General features: G+C 62.1%; 8 protein-coding genes. 4 read left to right on the forward strand and 4 right to left on the reverse strand.

The features are described from left to right. The first annotated feature begins 44 nt into the window (after positions 1–44). Positions 45–5,246, forward strand: coding sequence for a dermonecrotic toxin domain-containing protein (locus ABIE20_RS00185; protein WP_429501730.1), 5,202 nt, complete (start codon positions 45–47; stop codon positions 5,244–5,246). Positions 5,247–5,300: 54 nt separating this feature from the next. Here the strand turns inward: ABIE20_RS00185 and ABIE20_RS00190 are convergent, their stop codons facing one another. Beyond that, positions 5,301–5,618, reverse strand: a complete 318-nt coding sequence (locus tag ABIE20_RS00190) for an SCP2 sterol-binding domain-containing protein (protein ID WP_429501732.1) — start codon at positions 5,616–5,618, stop codon at positions 5,301–5,303. Positions 5,619–5,674: 56 nt separating this feature from the next. Next, complete coding sequence (locus tag ABIE20_RS00195) at positions 5,675–6,385, reverse strand: histidine phosphatase family protein (protein ID WP_429501734.1); 711 nt, start codon at positions 6,383–6,385, stop codon at positions 5,675–5,677. 196 nt (positions 6,386–6,581) lie between these two features. Here ABIE20_RS00195 and sohB point away from each other — a divergent pair, with 196 nt between their 5' ends. The 3 genes from sohB to ABIE20_RS00210 all read left to right on the forward strand — a co-directional run bounded on the left by sohB (position 6,582) and on the right by ABIE20_RS00210 (position 13,775). Then, positions 6,582–7,601 (forward strand): protease SohB, encoded by a 1,020-nt coding sequence (sohB, locus tag ABIE20_RS00200; protein ID WP_429501736.1) that lies wholly within the window; start codon positions 6,582–6,584, stop codon positions 7,599–7,601. Positions 7,602–7,693: 92 nt separating this feature from the next. Continuing rightward, the gene (locus tag ABIE20_RS00205; RefSeq protein WP_429501738.1) at positions 7,694–12,589 is read left to right on the forward strand and encodes an NEL-type E3 ubiquitin ligase domain-containing protein; all 4,896 of its coding nucleotides are present in this window, start codon (positions 7,694–7,696) and stop codon (positions 12,587–12,589) included. Between the two features lie 232 nt (positions 12,590–12,821). Beyond that, entirely contained in the window at positions 12,822–13,775 is a 954-nt protein-coding gene (locus tag ABIE20_RS00210; protein WP_429501740.1) for a tRNA (adenine-N1)-methyltransferase, read from the forward strand. Between the two features lie 39 nt (positions 13,776–13,814). Here ABIE20_RS00210 and ABIE20_RS00215 read toward each other — a convergent pair whose 3' ends face one another. Both ABIE20_RS00215 and ABIE20_RS00220 read right to left on the reverse strand, forming a co-directional pair. Continuing rightward, positions 13,815–14,309, reverse strand: a complete 495-nt coding sequence (locus ABIE20_RS00215; protein ID WP_045198582.1) for a DUF934 domain-containing protein — start codon at positions 14,307–14,309, stop codon at positions 13,815–13,817. Then, positions 14,293–15,945: a nitrite/sulfite reductase gene (locus ABIE20_RS00220; RefSeq protein WP_429501743.1), complete on the reverse strand. Its 1,653-nt coding sequence runs from the start codon at positions 15,943–15,945 to the stop codon at positions 14,293–14,295. The genes ABIE20_RS00215 and ABIE20_RS00220 overlap by 17 nt, the downstream gene beginning before the upstream one ends. Positions 15,946–16,147: the final 202 nt, after the last annotated feature.

Below are 16,147 nucleotides of genomic sequence, written 5' to 3' on the forward strand. Positions count from 1 at the left end.
CCTTTGGTTGACTGCTGCCTCACGCCATCCAAGAGGCCGCGACAATGACCGCCGACGCACTCACGCCATTCAATAGCCACGAGCGCTATTTCACCCAGCAGATCCCCACCTGGCTGAGCCACGCCAGCACCCATGCCATCAAAGAGCTGCATCAACGTCAATTACCCCGTGCGCAGGTGGTCGCTGATACCGATCCGCAACTGCGCCAGGCCTTGAGCGACAGCCTCAGGCGTACCGAGGTTTCCAGCGCTGCCGCCGCCAGGGTCCTGAGCAAGATCAAGGGTATCAGCGAGTTTGCCGAGCCGCTGCTGCGCGCTGAAATAAAGAAGCGTTTCGCCCAGGATGTCAGCGTAACCACCAATGAACTGGTACACATGCGCGATGACGCTTCGTTGCGCGAGGACCGTCTGGCCTCGGTGCTGATATCACGCCAGCCGCTGCTGCAAGCGGCCTTGCAGAACTTCAGTGCGGGCGATGTCGAGATCTTTCGCACCGATGCCTACAGCGCGGTAACGGCGGTGGGTGCCTTGCAGCCTTTCCCTTCGACCGTGGACCCCGCGCGCCGCGCCCATCAATCCATCCATTACTCCAGCAAGTCGCCAATCAGCCCCCATCAGTTTGCGAAGCTGTGCCGGGAGCTGGATATTGGCCAACAGTACCAGGATCATCTGCAATCGATTCTAGATGCCCCCAAGACGCGCGACGCCGTACGCCGCACGCTGGTTTCGGCAGCCCGCGACCGCTGCGAAAGCAACGTGCACGCCGCGCGTATTGCCGGGCACATCAGCGAGCCGGCCTACCGCATGCTCAAACAGATGCTCAGGCAGTCGGCACAGGCGCAGGCCACCCAGACCTTGAGGGTCGACAAGGTCAATGAGCGTGGCAACAGCGCGTTCGACGGCTCGCGTTGCTACCTGCTCAACCTCTTCGGTAGCACCCTGGGCGGCGGCTTCCTGTTGGTTGGCCCCGATCCGGCGGGCCAGCAACTGCCGGTGCCAGTGGTGGTAGTGATGCCGGGCGATATCAGGCCTGTGCAGGAGTACGACTCTTATGCAGATTTTTACAGCAGCTTGAAAGAACGCCTGCAGGACCCGCAATTCCAGCGTTTTTTCAGTCGCTTCGTTGGGCGCCGTGGGCAATCGAGTGTGTTCAGTCAATTGACCAATTCCAGCAACTGGCACGTGCAAAAGCCCAAGGCCCAGGAAGTGCGGGGCGAGTGTTTCGATTACCTGCACACCGCGATGTTGGCCAGGGCCCGGGACGACGCAAAAGTGCTGGCGGTGCCGACCGCTGATGTTGATCGCGACGCCTGGCTGCAGGAGTTGAACCATTACCTGGGGCTGGGCTTTAGTATGCTCAACGTTGCCGCCTTCTTTGTCCCGGGCCTGGGCGAAGTGATGATGGTGGCCTTGGGCGCGCAGCTGCTAAGCGACCTTTTCCATGGTCTGCAGGCCTGGGAAGCCAATGACCAGCGAGAGACCATCAGCTACCTGCAATCCTTTGGTATCAACCTGGCCCTTACCGCCGGTCTGGGAATTGCCGGCGGCGCCGTGAGCGCAGCGCTGCGCCAGCCCCTGGCGATCGATGTGCTGGAGGCTGTCGAGCTACCGGGTGGCGAGGTCCGCTTGTGGCGGCCGGATCTTGACCCTTACCAGCAAAGCGCAGCGGCCCTTGAGGGACGCTTTGCCGACCCGCAGGGCATTTTTCGGGTTGCTGACAAGCGCTACATTCGCATCGACGGCAAACCGTTCGAAATCACCCTGGATTCGCGCCTGGGCAAATGGCGCGTCGAGCATCCTGACGATCCCCAGGCTTACCGGCCTGTGCTTGAGCACAACGGTCAAGGCGCGTGGCATCACTCCCTGGAACCCGTGGACCGTTGGCCGCGCAAGGCCCTGGTGCGCAGGCTCGGGCATGCCTTCGAGGGCTGGCCTGACGCGGTGCTTGAGCGCATGGCCGACATCAGCGGCGTCAGCGACGCTGAACTGCGCCGTGTCTACAGTGATAACGAACCTGCTCCGGCGGCTCTGCTTGACGTCAGGCAGCGGTTTGAAATTGATCACCTGATCAGTGCGCAGATCGCCAGTGTCCGGGCGGGGCAGGGGCTGCAGCAAGGTTTCGAATACCCGGTATCGCTCCTGCCGGAGTTGCCGGGCTGGCCGATGGGCAAGGCCATCGAGCTGTACGACAGTGCCGAATTGTGGGGGCAACCCACGGTGTATGGCAGCCCGGTGCCTGGTGTCGAAGCGATCAAAGTGTCGCGCAGTGATCTTGCGGCGGGTAGTCTGGCTCGCCGGGTGGTAGAAGGTTTGAGCCTGGCCGAACGCAGCCGCTGGTTTGGTAATGACCACCTGGCCCGCGACCTTGAGGCCGAGATCGGCCAGCAACTGGCTGAGCAGATGCAGGCATCCAGGTCACGGATATTCGACAGCCTGTACCAGAATGTGAGTGAACCGCTCGACCCACTGCAAACGGCGCTGCAAAGGGATTTCCAGGGGCTGTCGCGTCCGTTCGCCGAAGCGCTGGCCAAGGCTGCCAGCGAACTTGAACGCAGCCGCTGGCAGGCTTCCGGGCGGGTGCCGCTGACGCTTGCCAAACGGGCCCGCGAGGCGTCGCGCCAGGTACGCCTGTCACGTGCCTGCGAAGGCCTCGAAGTCAGCTACCTGGCCAATGACGACAGCTACCGGCTGGCCCTGCATTTGTTGCCGGAATTATCTGGCTGGAGCGATACGGTTCATGTGAGTGTGCGCCGCGACAGTGTTTCCGGCACCGAGCTCGACAGCATTGGCAGCGCGAGCGCGACGTCGCGAAAAACCCTGGTTAAAAGCGCCCGAGGCTGGCGCGCTTTCGACGAAAATGACGCCGAGTTGAGCGGGTTTGAGACAGCGGATCACGGCTTCTTCGCCAGCCTGCTGCAGGCTTTGCCCGACAGCGAGCGCGTGGCGCTTGGCCTGAATATCGGTGACAGCAGCGCACTGCGCCGCGCCCTGCTGGTGCAGGCAGCGCGTCAGCCTGCCAAGGCGCGGCTGGCGCTGGGCATGGCGGTGGAGCATGGCCGCTTTAGGCCGCCTCTGCCGGTGGGGGCAGGGCGCCGCGGCTACCCCTTGGGCGGGGTGGTCGGGCGCTTGTTGCCGCGCACGGATGAGCAGCGTCTGCGTACCCTGTTTCCCGACTATACCGATGCGCAGTTGCGCGACTTTTCTCGCAATGTAGGCTTGCAGGGCGAAGCGTTGGACAGCGTGATCGGTGACCTGGAGCAGGAGCTTGAAAGCGAACGCCAAGGCTTGTCAGCCTGGGTGGAGCAGGGGGCTACAGCCACTGTCCGCGAACGGCGCAGGCAACTGGCGATGCAGTTGCTGGATGTTTGGCAGCTTCGAAGCAGGGCGCCACTTGAGGTCAGCGAGTATCAACTGGATGGGGCGCCTGGCTACCTCCTGACACTCGACTCCCCTGTGGTGGATGCGCTGCCGCCTCTTGCGAGCGCCATCGACCAGATTCTCGAGCTGGAGTTGAGCAGCATGACGGCCATCAGCGAACTGCCGGCAGATTTCTTGCGGGCTTTTCCCAACCTGCGCCGCTTGAGCGTACGTCACACACCGATCACGCAAATCCCGCAGAACATTGAGCAACTGAGTGAGTTGCGGGTACTTGATCTCACCTACAGCCGAACAGGGTTGGCCCACCTGGCGCGTTTGAGCGGGCTTCGGCGCTTGTGGTCGCTGGATCTGCGGGGCGTCTCGCCATCACCTGTCACTGTGACAGCCGAGCAACTGTCGCCCTTGCGCCAGCTGCCTGGCTTGCGCTTCTTGTCGCTGATGGAGAACGAAGCCAGTTTTGGCCCGGGGGCGTTTGCTGAACTGGCCCGGATGCCGAGCTTGCGCCGGTTGTTCCTGGCCCGTAACAACATCACCCTGACCGAGGCCGACGTCAGTGACCTGGCAGGGATTACCAACTTGCGCGAATTGTCCATGGGCATGAACCCGCTGATGCGCACCCCAGACATCAGCCAGATGCCAGCGCTGCGCCTTCTGGCCTTGCCGGATGCGCAGCTCGCTAGCTGGCCGGCCGGGCTCGAGACCACCTCGAACATTGAAGTGCGTCTCGAAGGCAACGCCATCACCGAGGTGCCCGTGGGTGCCGGAAGGATGCCGGGGCTGTCGTTCGGCTATGGGGGCATGAGCGAAGCGCTCATCACCCGGTTGATTGGTGAGCGCATGCAGGTGCAGGCCGAACCGGGCGCAGACGTGCTGATCGAGGAAGTGCTGGATGAGGGCGCGGATGATGACCTCAGTGCCTATCAGGCGCTGACGCAAGAACAGGAGCAAACCGCGCTGGAGCTGTTTCGCCTGCCCGGGTCGCGGTCATTCCGGTGCTTGCTGGACCGGTTGTTGAACAACGGGCAAATAGGCCAGGATGAAGCGCTGCGGATGATCGAGGCGGCAGCGAATGACCCTGAAGGGCTGGGCAGGCAACTGTTCGCCCAGGCAGTTGATGCCGATACCTGCGAGGACCGCGACATTGTGGTGTTCAGTGACATGGAGGGGCTTCGCGAAGCCGATCAAGCGCTCAGCCAGGTTGCCCTGGCGCAAGGTGACCAGGCGAGCCGGCAATTGCTCGCCCTGGGTATCAGCCGCTGGCGCTTGCAGCGCCTGCGTACCTATGTGGCGGAGCAGATCCGTGGCTGGCAGGCCGATCCGCAGTTCGTGCACTTTATCGATGCGATCGAAGTGGAATTGTATTACCGGATTCATCTGGCCGAACGCCTGGGCTTGCGTCATCAACCGACAGAAATGGTCCATGGTAATACGGTGTTCTGGGTCACCAGCGATATGCTCGCAGACGCTGCGCACATCATCCGCCAGGATCAGGCGGCTCTGCTGCTCGAGTGGATGACCCAGGAAATCTATTGGCAGGATTATCTCAGGCGTGTGCACAGCACGCGTTTTGAGGCACTGCAGGTTGAACTGGCCAGCATCTTCGATCCGGCAATCGATTTCATGGAGGCACTACAACAGCTGCGAGGGGAGCAAGCGGACCTGACGACGCCGCTTCCTGCGCCAGAGGGTGAGACGGCTGAACAGTTGGCCTCGGCATTTGCGGTGGCACCAAGCGAGCTGGCGCAGCTAGCCTACGATGAAGCCAATTGGACTCAGGCGTACGCAAAACTGCAGGATGCCAGGGAGGCAAAGGAGAATGAGCTTCCAGGGGTCCTGACAAAAGAGGAAATTGAGCGTAAAGCCGGTTGATCCAACAAAAAAAACCGAAGCCAGGGCTTCGGTTTTTTTATCGCTGCAAGCCGATCAGGCCGGGAACAGCTCGCTCAGTTTCATCGACAGCATCATGTCGCCTTCAACGCGCAGCTTGCCGCCCATGAAGGCCTGCATGCCGTCGGTGTCGCCGCTGACGATACCCTTGAGGGTTTCGCTGTCCAGGACCAGGGTGCAGTTGGCGTCGGTGTTTTCGCCTTCCTGGATTTCGCAGGTGCCATCCTTGACGATGAGGGCGTAGTGCTTGTCTTCGTCAGTGATGTTGAAACCGAAAACCAGGTCCAGGCCGGCGGCAGCGGCGGGGTTGAACTTGGCTTTCATCGCTTCGACGGCTTTTGCTACATCGCTCATGGTGTGTTCCTTATTAAGTGATTGGCGTGACGGGTGAGGTCACAACGAGCCGGGGTTCATCGGTAGGTGATGAGCTCCGGCGCCTTCAACAGCTGCACATGGGCCTGGCTGTTGAAGGAAGCCAGGGCCACCTCGCGGCCGCGAAACTTCAGTTGGCTGAGCGAGGTGTTGATGATCTGCCAGTTCAGCTCGAAAGCCTGGCCGGCAGTGATACGGGTTACCAGGTGGAGCAGGGCGGCGATGGTGCCGCCCGAGGTGAAAATGGCAATGTTGTCGCTGTTGCCGGCCTGTTGCAGCACCCGCTGCAGGCCGCCGTCGACACGCTGGACAAACCCCTGCCAGCTCTCGGCGCCGTCGCAGGTGTGTTCGCCGCCGTGCCAGCGCTGCACCAGCAAGGCGAACAGGCGCTGGAACTCGCTTCGGTTCTGCGCGGCGTTGCGCAGCACGTGCAAGGCTTCGGGCTCGTCCGGCAACAGGCCGGGCAGCAGGCCGCGGATTACGCCGTCGGCGTCGAATTCGTTGAAGGCATTGTCGGTTTCCAGTGCCGGTACCGCGGCTCCGGCCGCTTGCATGCGGGCCAGGGCCAGGCGCGCGGTATCCTGCTGGCGGCGCAGGTCGCCGGCCAGGCAGCGGTCCAGGCGCAGGCCCAGCTGCGCCAGGTGCTCGCCGAGGGCCTCGCTCTGGCGCATGCCCACGGGCGAGAGGACGTCATAGTCGTCTGCACCAAATGAAGCCTGGCCATGTCGAATCAGGTAGATACTGCCCACGTCGTCCGCCTGTGCTAAGGATGAGCCGAGGTTAGGTTGCCGCTGGCAGGCTGTCAACGAAAAAGCATACAAGCGTTTGAAAAGAGCGTTTGAACTGCGTTGCCGAAGATTTCCTGCGCTGGCAGGGGCGCGGCGGCCTCGGTATGCTTGACTATCGGTTCGCGCCGCACGGGCGCCGGCATGTTAAGGAGTTACTGTGGAGTTTCTTGCAGAGTACGCAAGCTTTCTCGCCAAGACCGCGACCCTGGTGATCGCGATTCTGATTGTCCTCTCGGCGATTGCCGGCCTGCGCGGCAAGGGCCGGCGCAAAGGCGGCGGTCAGTTGCAGGTCAACAAGCTCAACGAGTTCTACAAGGACTTGCGCGAGCGCCTGGAAAGCAGCTTGCTGGACAAGGCCCAGCTCAAAGCCCTGCGCAAGCAGCAGGCCAAGGCCGACAAACTGCTGAAGAAAAAGCCCGAAGACAAAAGCCGGGTGTTCGTCCTCGACTTTGACGGCGACATCAAGGCCTCTGCTACCGAAAGCCTGCGCCATGAAATCAGCGCGGTGCTGAGCCTGGCCACTGCCCAGGACGAAGTGGTGCTGCGCCTTGAAAGCGGTGGCGGGATGGTTCACAGCTATGGCCTGGCCGCCTCGCAACTGGCGCGTATCCGCCAGGCCGGCGTGCCGCTGACCGTGTGCATCGACAAGGTCGCCGCCAGTGGCGGTTACATGATGGCCTGCATCGGCGACAAGATTGTCAGCGCACCCTTTGCCATCCTCGGCTCGATCGGCGTGGTGGCGCAGCTGCCCAACGTCAACCGCCTGCTGAAAAAGCACGACGTTGACTTCGAGGTATTCACCGCCGGTGAATACAAACGCACCGTGACCGTGTTTGGCGAGAACACCGAAAAAGGCCGGGAGAAGTTCCAGGAAGACCTGGACATCACCCACCAGTTGTTCAAGGATTTTGTCTCGCGCTACCGCCCGCAGTTGCACATTGATGATGTCGCCACCGGTGAAGTCTGGCTGGGTGTTGCGGCGCTGAACAAGCAACTGGTCGACCAGTTGATGACCAGCGACGAGTACCTGAGCCAGCGCGCCCGCGAGGCCAACCTCTATCACCTGCACTTTGCCGAGCGCAAAAGCCTGCAGGAGCGTGTGGGCCTGGCGGCCAGTGGCTCGCTTGAGCACCTGGCGATCAAGCTCTGGAGCCGTCTCAGTGGCCGGCTGTGGTGACCGGCTAGCCCTGCAACGCACAAGCATTAATTAGCACCCTGGCGGTGCTGCCGGCAGGTCTCCTAGGCATTCAAGCCAATAGGAGACTTGCCATGACCACCCCCTCTTCACTATCCGTTCCCGGCCTGCATGGCCCGTTCATTTCGCAACGCCTGCCGGCCTGGCTTCGCCATGCCATGCCCGAAGACTTTGAGCGCATGGGCGCGCACCTGCTGACGCAGCAGCATGGTCGCGAGCAGCAAGACTGGTTTGTGACTGCCAGCGCAGCGGAACAAACGCTACTGCTCGATTACCAGCAGCGCAGCCGCTACTCCGGCCAGCGCCTGGCCCGTGAACTGAAAGACTTCAAAGGCATCGGCGCGTTTTGCGAGCCCTTGCTCAAGGCGCAGATCAAGGCCGAGCTTGGGGCTGAGCCTGATATCGACAATGACGAGTTCGTGCGCATCGACCGCGAATCGGTGCTGCTCGGGTCAATGCTCAGGACTGTCCCGCGCCGGCAGAGCCTGATGCAGGTGGCTTTGCAGAACTTTGCCGCCGGCAGTGAGTTTGAAGCCGGCACTGCACTGGCGCCCAAGGACGCTTTCTTTCTTGAACTGATACCGGGGACTGAGCAGGGCTACCCGCGTTTTCGCTATCGGTACACGCAAAAGCTTGATATCGAACCCCGGGCGTTTGCCCGCATGTGCCATGACCTGAACCTGGGTGGGCAATACCAGCGGCACCTGAGCGAAGTATTCGAGACACCGGCCAGCAGCGCCCTGCGCCGTAGCCTGGCAATCGAGCTGTACAAGGATCAGTTAAGGGTGAACCTGCAGGTCGCCTTCATGAAACAACAGATCAGCGAGCAGGGACGTAAGGCCTTGCTCGATCTGTTGAGTGGCGTGCGGGCGCCGCGCTGGAATGGTAAGCCCGTGCGTTGCAGCCAACTGAGCATGTTCGAAGCGCCGCTGTCCGATGTGCTGGTGATTGGGCCTGAGCGCAACGACAATCGTGTTGAGCCGGTGATCCTCTACCTGCCTGGGGCGCCGGGTGCGGCGCTCAAGGAGTACCCGTCGGTCAAGGCCGCCACTGACGACCTGAAGGTCCTGCTGCGCAAGCCCGCGTACCAGTCGCTGTTGCGCGGCTACGTTGCCCACCAATCGCAGCAACATGTATTGAAACGGCTGGAGGAGGCGCTGTATCACCTGGTCAATGATGGCGATGGCCTGCACTGGCGGCGTCCGAACCCGGACGCCAACCTGCAGGTGCGCGAGACCTTCATCGACCAGGAACTGTTTGGCTACCTGCAGGACCGCCATCTGCAGAAGATCAAAGATGACGCGCGGACGCTGGCGGTGCCCAGCGCAGACGCCGACGACCAGGCCTGGCGCGAACGCCTGGCTTACTGGGAGTCGATCGGTTTCAACCTGCTCAATGCTGCGGCGTTTTTTGTCCCCTCGCTCGGGGCGGTGATGGCCGCCGTGGCGGCGGCGCAACTGATCGGCGAGGTGGTCGAAGGTGCCCACGCCTGGGAGGCTGGGGAGCTGGCCGAGGCCTGGACGCACCTTAAATCGGTCGGCCTCAATGTTGCCTTCATTGCCGGGTTGGGCGTCGCTGGCAGGTCCCTCGAGCCGGTTGCATCCAGCGAGGCGATCAATCGCCTGGTCAAGGTCAGGCTGCCCGATGGTCAATTGCGCTTATGGCAGCCTGCGCTGGGCGACTACGCCCGGGACATCGACCTGCAAGGGATCGAGACTGATGGCATGGGTCACTACCTGGTCGAGGGCAAACGCTACATCCGCCTGGGCGACGACACTTTCGCCGTGGCGACAACCGAAACCGGGCAGTGGAGTATCCTCCACCCATCGGACCAAGCGGCATACCGGCCAGCGCTTGAGCACAACGGTCAGGGCACCTGGCGGGTGATCGGCGAGCAGCCACTGGGCTGGAGTCGCCTGCAGTTGTTGCAGCGACTGGGGCATGCCGCCGAAGGGCTCAGCGATGCCGAGCGGCTGCAGGCGGCCGATATCAGCGGGGTCAGCGATGATGTCCTGCGCGCCATCTATGCCACGCAGCAACCACTGCCGCCGGTGCTGGCCGATACCCTGCTGCGTTTGCGCCTGGACCGCCAGCTCGAAACCTGGATCGGCAACCTGCGCAGCGGCTCGCCGGGCGGCGTGGGCCGGGACTTTGCCGTGGTCCTGGCCACCGAACTGCCCAACTGGCTGAACCTGCCGATCGAAGTGTTTCGCGGCCCCGAGTTATGGGGCGACTCGACGGCATACGGCCTGGCCCGCTGGCCTGATGTGGCGACGTTCAAGGTGCTGACCAGTGAGCTCTACGCCAACCAGTTGCCCGAAGCCATACTGCAGCAGTTCGATGAACAGGCCATCAAGCGTCTGCTGGGCGCCCACGTGCAACCTGCTGATCGCCTTCAGGCACTGCGTAACGCATTGGCAACGCGGGCGCAGCTCAGGCGTGCGGCGATATTCGAAAGCATCTATGCGACGCCTGCCCAGCAGGCGCAAGCAGAGGTGCGTCTGCTGCAACGGGACTTCCCCTTGCTGCCCCTGCAGGCCGCTGAAGAACTGCTCAGCCATGCCACCCCGGCCGAACTTGGCACGTTGCAGCAAGCCACTGCCCGGGTGCCCCTGCGCCTGGCCGAGGAAGCCCGGCTGTACCAGCGCCAGGTGCGCTTGAACCGGGCGTTCGAGGGGATCTACCAACCGCGTTTGGCCAGCCTGGACAGTGACCTGCTGATGCTGCGCCTGCTCGATCAATTACCCGGCTGGAGCGCAAGGGTCCATCTGCAATTGCGTGCCGACAACTTCGATGGTGAGCTGCTGGCGTCGGTTGGCGAGCCGAACGGCGAACTCAAAACCCTGCTGCGCAAAGACCAGCGTTACAGCGCCTTCGATGAGCACGGTAACCAACTGACGGTCAACGACGACATGGCCGCGGCGCTGCTGCGGGCACTGCCGGACGATGAACGCCAGTCACTGGGGCTGCAGATTGGCGACCGGGATCGCTTGCAGGCGAAGCTGGCAGCGTTGGCCTCGGCAGACCGGCTTCGCGCTTCACGCTTGCTCGGCCAGCAGCCGGTACGCCCCTGGTTACGCTCGCCGTTGCGTTTGGCCGACGGACGTACCGGCTATCCGCTCAGTGGCCGTGGCGCGGTTGGCAATCGATTCGACAATAGCCTGTTGAGCCAGGTCCGCAGCCTGTATCCGATCCTGGAGCCGGAAGAGGCGCAGCGTTTGCTTCAGGAACTGGGCGCGACCGAGGTTGAGCAGGCACAGGCGCTGGAGCAGCGTCGGCAAGAGTATCGGCAGTTGAGTGAAACGTTGAAGCAATGGGCCGGCCAGGAGCAGGATTTAGGGTTTGGTGCGATGGTAGCCCCGGCAAACTCGCCGGCGCTGATTCGGGTAGTTGAACAAATCAAAAAGGCCTGGCGCCGGGAAACTGCCCGTGTCCACGCCGGTGACGGGCGCTTTATCGGTTACCGTCTGGACTTGAGCAACTGGCGTCTGGGCGTGCTGCCAGCGTTGACGGCGGATTTCAGTCACATTGGCGACCTGGGTCTCTCGGCAATGGGCTTGCGATCAGTGCCGGCAAGCTTCGTGCAGGTTTTCACCAGGCTGCGCTGGCTCGACCTCAACGGCAACCGCCTGACCGGGCTGGACGAGGCAATCGGCGAACTGCAGGGCCTGACCCGGCTACAAGTACGCCATAACAACCTGGAAATGACCGAGGCGACCCAGGCGGTGCTGGGGCGGCTCACGCAACTGAAACTGCTGTTTCTGGACGACAACCCGCTGCGCGAGCCACCTGTTGTCGGAACAATGCCGGGGCTGCTCAATCTGTCTTTGAGGAGTACCGGAATCAGCACCTGGCCGGAGGGCGTGTTCGGGCTTGAGCACCTGACTATGCTGGACCTGCGCAACAACCAGATTCGCCATATACCCGATGCGGTATTGCAGAGCTCGCCGCAGATTGTGAGGATCAATCGCATCACCAGCCTGCATGGCAATTTCCTGGATCAATTCAGTCTTGAGCGGCTCGAAACTTACCACCAGCGCACTGGCGTGAATTTCCAGGTAGTGCAGAACCTGCGCGGGCCGCACCTGCAAGCACCGGTATCACCGGCAGCTCATTGGCTGATCGGCGCCGATGCGGCCAGGGTGGCGCAGATCAATGGGTATTGGAGTGCGTTGGCTGAAAATCCGCAAAGTGGTGAGTTCTTCCGCCTGCTCAACGATTTGCGCAGTACCGCCGATTTTAGCCAGGACTACCCCGGGCTGCGCGCGCGGGTATGGAACATGCTCGCTGCCGCCAACGACTATGAGGGCGCGCGTACCGCGTTGTTCGAGTTTGCCAATCACGTGGACACCTGCGGCGATGGCATCATTCTGGTGTTCAGCCAGTTGGAGGTGCTGGTGCTGTTGGAGCAAGCCAAGCGCGCCGGGACAGTGGTCGGCGCCGAGTACGCGCTGATTAACCTCGCCCGTGGCTTGAGCCGCCTGGATGCAGTAGAGCGGATCGCCTTGGGTGATATCGCTGAGCGGCGCGCGGCAGGGCTTCGGGTTGACGATGTGGAAGTGCGTTTGGCGTATCGCATCGGGCTGGCCGAGCGCCTGGACTTGCCGGGTCAACCGCAAAGCATGCTGTTCGAACGCATGGGCAATGTCACCGCCGCGCAACTGGACAGCGCTGCTACCGAGGTGCTGGAAGGCGAGACGCCTGAGTTCATGAAGGCGGGTATTGCAGGGCGGGACTTCTGGATCGAGTTTCTCAAGGCGCGTTATGCGGCCCGATTCGATGCCGTCAACAAGCCTTACTTTGCCCGGCTGGAGGCGCTGGATGCCGACAAACAGACGATGACTGACCAGGTGTACCGTGAAAGATCAGAAACCATTGGGCAACGGCGCAAGGCGGAAGAACAACGCCTGATCGAGACACTGACCACGACGATCTGGAATAGCGTGCCGGACCAGGTTACCCATCTCTAACTGCCGGCTCCCGTGCCTGGCTGGGTGCGGGAGCCGTTCTTACATGCTATTACACAAGCACTGGCGTGACACATGCCGGCTGCGTAACACTCTGCCCGGGTTCTACTCCAGTCTCGACACACGGATTTTTTTCCAAGAGCCTGGAGGAGTACGCCTTTTGAACAGTTTTTGCTCGCCATCGGCCCAAGCCGCACCTCAGGTAGCGGTAGGGTCGTCCCAGCGACGTGGCCCGATGCGTGCTGGGGAGCGTGTCCAGCTCAGTGATGAACGCGGGCGTCTGAATGTCATCTGCCTGGCGCCGGGGGGGCAATTTCACACCCACAAAGGCTATCTTGATCATGACCAGATCATCGGGTGTCCGGATGGCTCCCGGGTCACCGGCAGCCAAGGCCAGCAGTACCACGTCTTCAGGCCGCTGCTGAGCAACTTTGTCCAATCCATGCCCCGCGGTGCGGCGGTGGTCTACCCCAAGGACGCCGGCCAGATCGTGACCATGGCCGATATTTTTCCTGGTGCGCGGGTGGTTGAGGCTGGCGTGGGTTCGGGGGCGCTGTCTATTTCCTTGCTGCGTGCGGTGGGCGATCACGGCTACCTGCACTCGATCGAGCGCCGCCAGGAGTTCGCCGATATCGCTCGCGGTAACGTCCAGAGCCTGTTTGGGCAGATGCACCCGGCCTGGCGCATGACCTTGGGTGATTTGCAGGAACAGGTGCTCAAGCACGAAGTACCGGGCAGTATCGATCGTGTGGTACTCGACATGCTGGCGCCTTGGGAGTGTCTTGATGCGGTCGCCCAGGTGCTGGTACCCGGTGGTGTATGGATCAGCTATGTCGCCACCGTGACCCAGCTGTCACGTACGGCTGAAGCGATTCGCGCAGACGGGCGCTTCACTGAGCCCCAAGCCTGGGAGTCGATGGTTCGTGAATGGCATCTTGAAGGGCTGGCGGTGCGTCCCGAGCACCGGATGATCGCCCACACCGGCTTTTTACTCATGACCCGGCGCTTTGCCGACGCGGCAGGGCCGTTGTCGCCGGTAGGCCAGAAAAAAACCTTTGCCGATGAAGACCAGGATGCCTGGCTCGCCCTTGAGTCGACGAAGCGCCCCACGTCAGGCCGCAAGCTGCGTCGTGCCGCGAGAAGCGCGGCAGAGGGCACGGCATTGGCGCAGGATGATCCAGGTACTTGAGATTGATCGCGGGGCAAGTCGGCTTGCCCCGCGATGCATTCAGCGGCGACGGAACAGCGGTTGCGGTTCGTCAGTGGCGGCCTGGTAGGTCACCGAGAAGTCCTGCAGGCTCTTCAGCGCTTCGACCGGGTCCTTGTCGGCACGCAGGGCGAAGGCATCGAAGCCGCAACGCTTCATGTAGAACAACTGGTCACGCAATACGTCGCCAATGGCGCGCAGCTCGCCGGTGAACTTGTAGCGGTCACGCAGCAGGCGCGCGTTGGAGTAGTTGCGCCCGTCGGTGAAGGCCGGGAAGTTCAGGGCAATGACCTGGAACTGGTTGGCGACTTCGCCGATTTCTTCAGCCTCTTCGTCGGCGTCCAGCCAGACGCCCAGGCCGCCGTCGCGGGCCTTGAGCATATGGCCGTGTTCACGCCACAGCTGCAGCGGCACGATGTAGTCGTCGCAGTTGGTCACCTCGTCGATGTTGAAATCCTTGGGCAGCAGGTGCCAGGTTTCGTCGACGATCTGGTTGTTCTTAATGATTCGCTGCATAGACGCGTTCCTTGAATGGGTCGATGCCAATACGTTGGTAGGTGTCGATGAAGCGCTCGTCTTCGGTGCGTTTTTCAACGTAGACGTCGATCAGCTTCTCGATCACATCCGGCATGTCGTCCTGGGCAAAGGAAGGGCCGAGGATCTTGCCCAGGCTGGCGTCGCGGCTGGCGCTGCCACCCAGGGAGACCTGGTAGAACTCTTCGCCTTTCTTGTCTACGCCAAGGATACCGATATGACCGACGTGGTGGTGACCACAGGCGTTCATGCAGCCGGAGATGTTCAGGTCCAGCTCGCCGATGTCGAACAGGTAGTCGAGGTCGTCGAAGCGGCGCTGGATGGACTCGGCTATCGGGATCGACTTGGCGTTGGCCAGCGAGCAGAAGTCACCGCCCGGGCAGCAGATGATGTCGGTCAGCAGGCCGATGTTCGGCGTGGCAAAGCCGTTTTCGCGCAGCTCCAGCCACAGGGCGTGCAACTGGCTCTGCTCGACGTCGGCGAGGATGATGTTCTGCTCATGGGAGGTGCGCAGTTGGCCGAAACTGTAGCGCTCGGCAAGGTCGGCCACCGCATCCAGTTGCTTGTCGGTGAGGTCGCCGGGGGCGACGCCGGTTGGCTTGAGCGACAGGGTGACGGCGACGTAGCCAGGCTGCTTGTGCGCCAGCACGTTGCGCGCGCGCCAGCGGGCAAAGCCGGGGTGCTGCTGTTCGAGCTCGCTGAAGTCGAGGTTGTCCAGCGCCTTGTAGTCCGGGTCGACGAAGTGCTTGGCCACGCGGTGCACTTCGGCTTCGGTCAGGGTGGTGCTGCCGCCGCGCAGGTGGACCATCTCGGCCTCGACCTTCTCGGCGAACACTTCAGGGGTGAGCGCCTTGACCAGGATCTTGATCCGCGCCTTGTACTTGTTGTCGCGACGGCCGTAGCGGTTGTACACCCGCAGGATCGCGTCCAGGTAGCTGAGCAGGTCTTGCCAGGGCAGGAACTCGTTGATGAAGGCACCGACCACCGGGGTACGGCCCAGGCCACCACCGACCAGTACGCGGAAACCCAGTTCGCCGGCTGCGTTGTACACAGGCTCCAGGCCAATATCGTGCACTTCGATGGCCGCGCGGTCGCTGCTCGAGCCGTTGATGGCGATCTTGAACTTGCGCGGCAGGTAGGCGAACTCGGGGTGGAAGGTAGTCCACTGGCGGACGATCTCGCACCAGGGGCGCGGGTCGATCACTTCATCGGCAGCGACACCGGCGAACTGGTCGGTGGTGACGTTGCGCAGGCAGTTGCCACTGGTCTGGATCGCGTGCATCTGCACGGTGGCAAGCTCGGCCAGGATCTCGGGGATGTCTTCCAGGGCTGGCCAGTTGTACTGCACGTTCTGCCGGGTGCTGATGTGGGCGTAGCCCTTGTCGTAGTCGCGCGCGATCTTCGCCAGCATCCGTGTCTGGCGCGAGGTCAGCTGGCCATAGGGCACGGCGACCCGCAACATCGGGGCAAAACGTTGGATATAAAGGCCATTTTGCAGGCGCAGGGGGCGGAACTCTTCTTCGCTCAGTTCACCGGCCAGGTAGCGGCTAGTCTGATCTCGGAACTGCTTGACGCGGTCCTCGATGATCCGCTGATCGTACTCGTCGTATACGTACATAGGGGTCCTGTTCTCAAGCTGCTTGCAGCTAATCGCGCGCACGGCCGCGCACTCCGATGCGGAGCCGAGGAAAGATAGCAGTTTGCGTTTATGCGCAAAAGTGAAGTTTTTGCATATGAAAAGAACCATTTGGACTAAGTGAGACTGACTGGCATTTGTCCAATGTGCCACTACGGGCGGTTATAATTAGCGGTTTGAATAG

This window comes from Pseudomonas sp. 2835 (assembly GCF_050435905.1).
Taxonomy (GTDB): domain Bacteria; phylum Pseudomonadota; class Gammaproteobacteria; order Pseudomonadales; family Pseudomonadaceae; genus Aquipseudomonas.

Excerpts from the sequence above, each read along its gene's own strand:
- ABIE20_RS00185 (WP_429501730.1), top strand. The coding sequence starts at position 45 with ATGACCGCCGACGCACTCACGCCATTCAATAGCCACGAGCGCTATTTC.
- ABIE20_RS00190 (WP_429501732.1), bottom strand. The coding sequence starts at position 5,618 with ATGAGCGATGTAGCAAAAGCCGTCGAAGCGATGAAAGCCAAGTTCAAC.
- ABIE20_RS00205 (WP_429501738.1), top strand. The coding sequence starts at position 7,694 with ATGACCACCCCCTCTTCACTATCCGTTCCCGGCCTGCATGGCCCGTTC.
- ABIE20_RS00210 (WP_429501740.1), top strand. The coding sequence starts at position 12,822 with ATGCGTGCTGGGGAGCGTGTCCAGCTCAGTGATGAACGCGGGCGTCTG.
- ABIE20_RS00215 (WP_045198582.1), bottom strand. The coding sequence starts at position 14,309 with ATGCAGCGAATCATTAAGAACAACCAGATCGTCGACGAAACCTGGCAC.
- ABIE20_RS00220 (WP_429501743.1), bottom strand. The coding sequence starts at position 15,945 with ATGTACGTATACGACGAGTACGATCAGCGGATCATCGAGGACCGCGTC.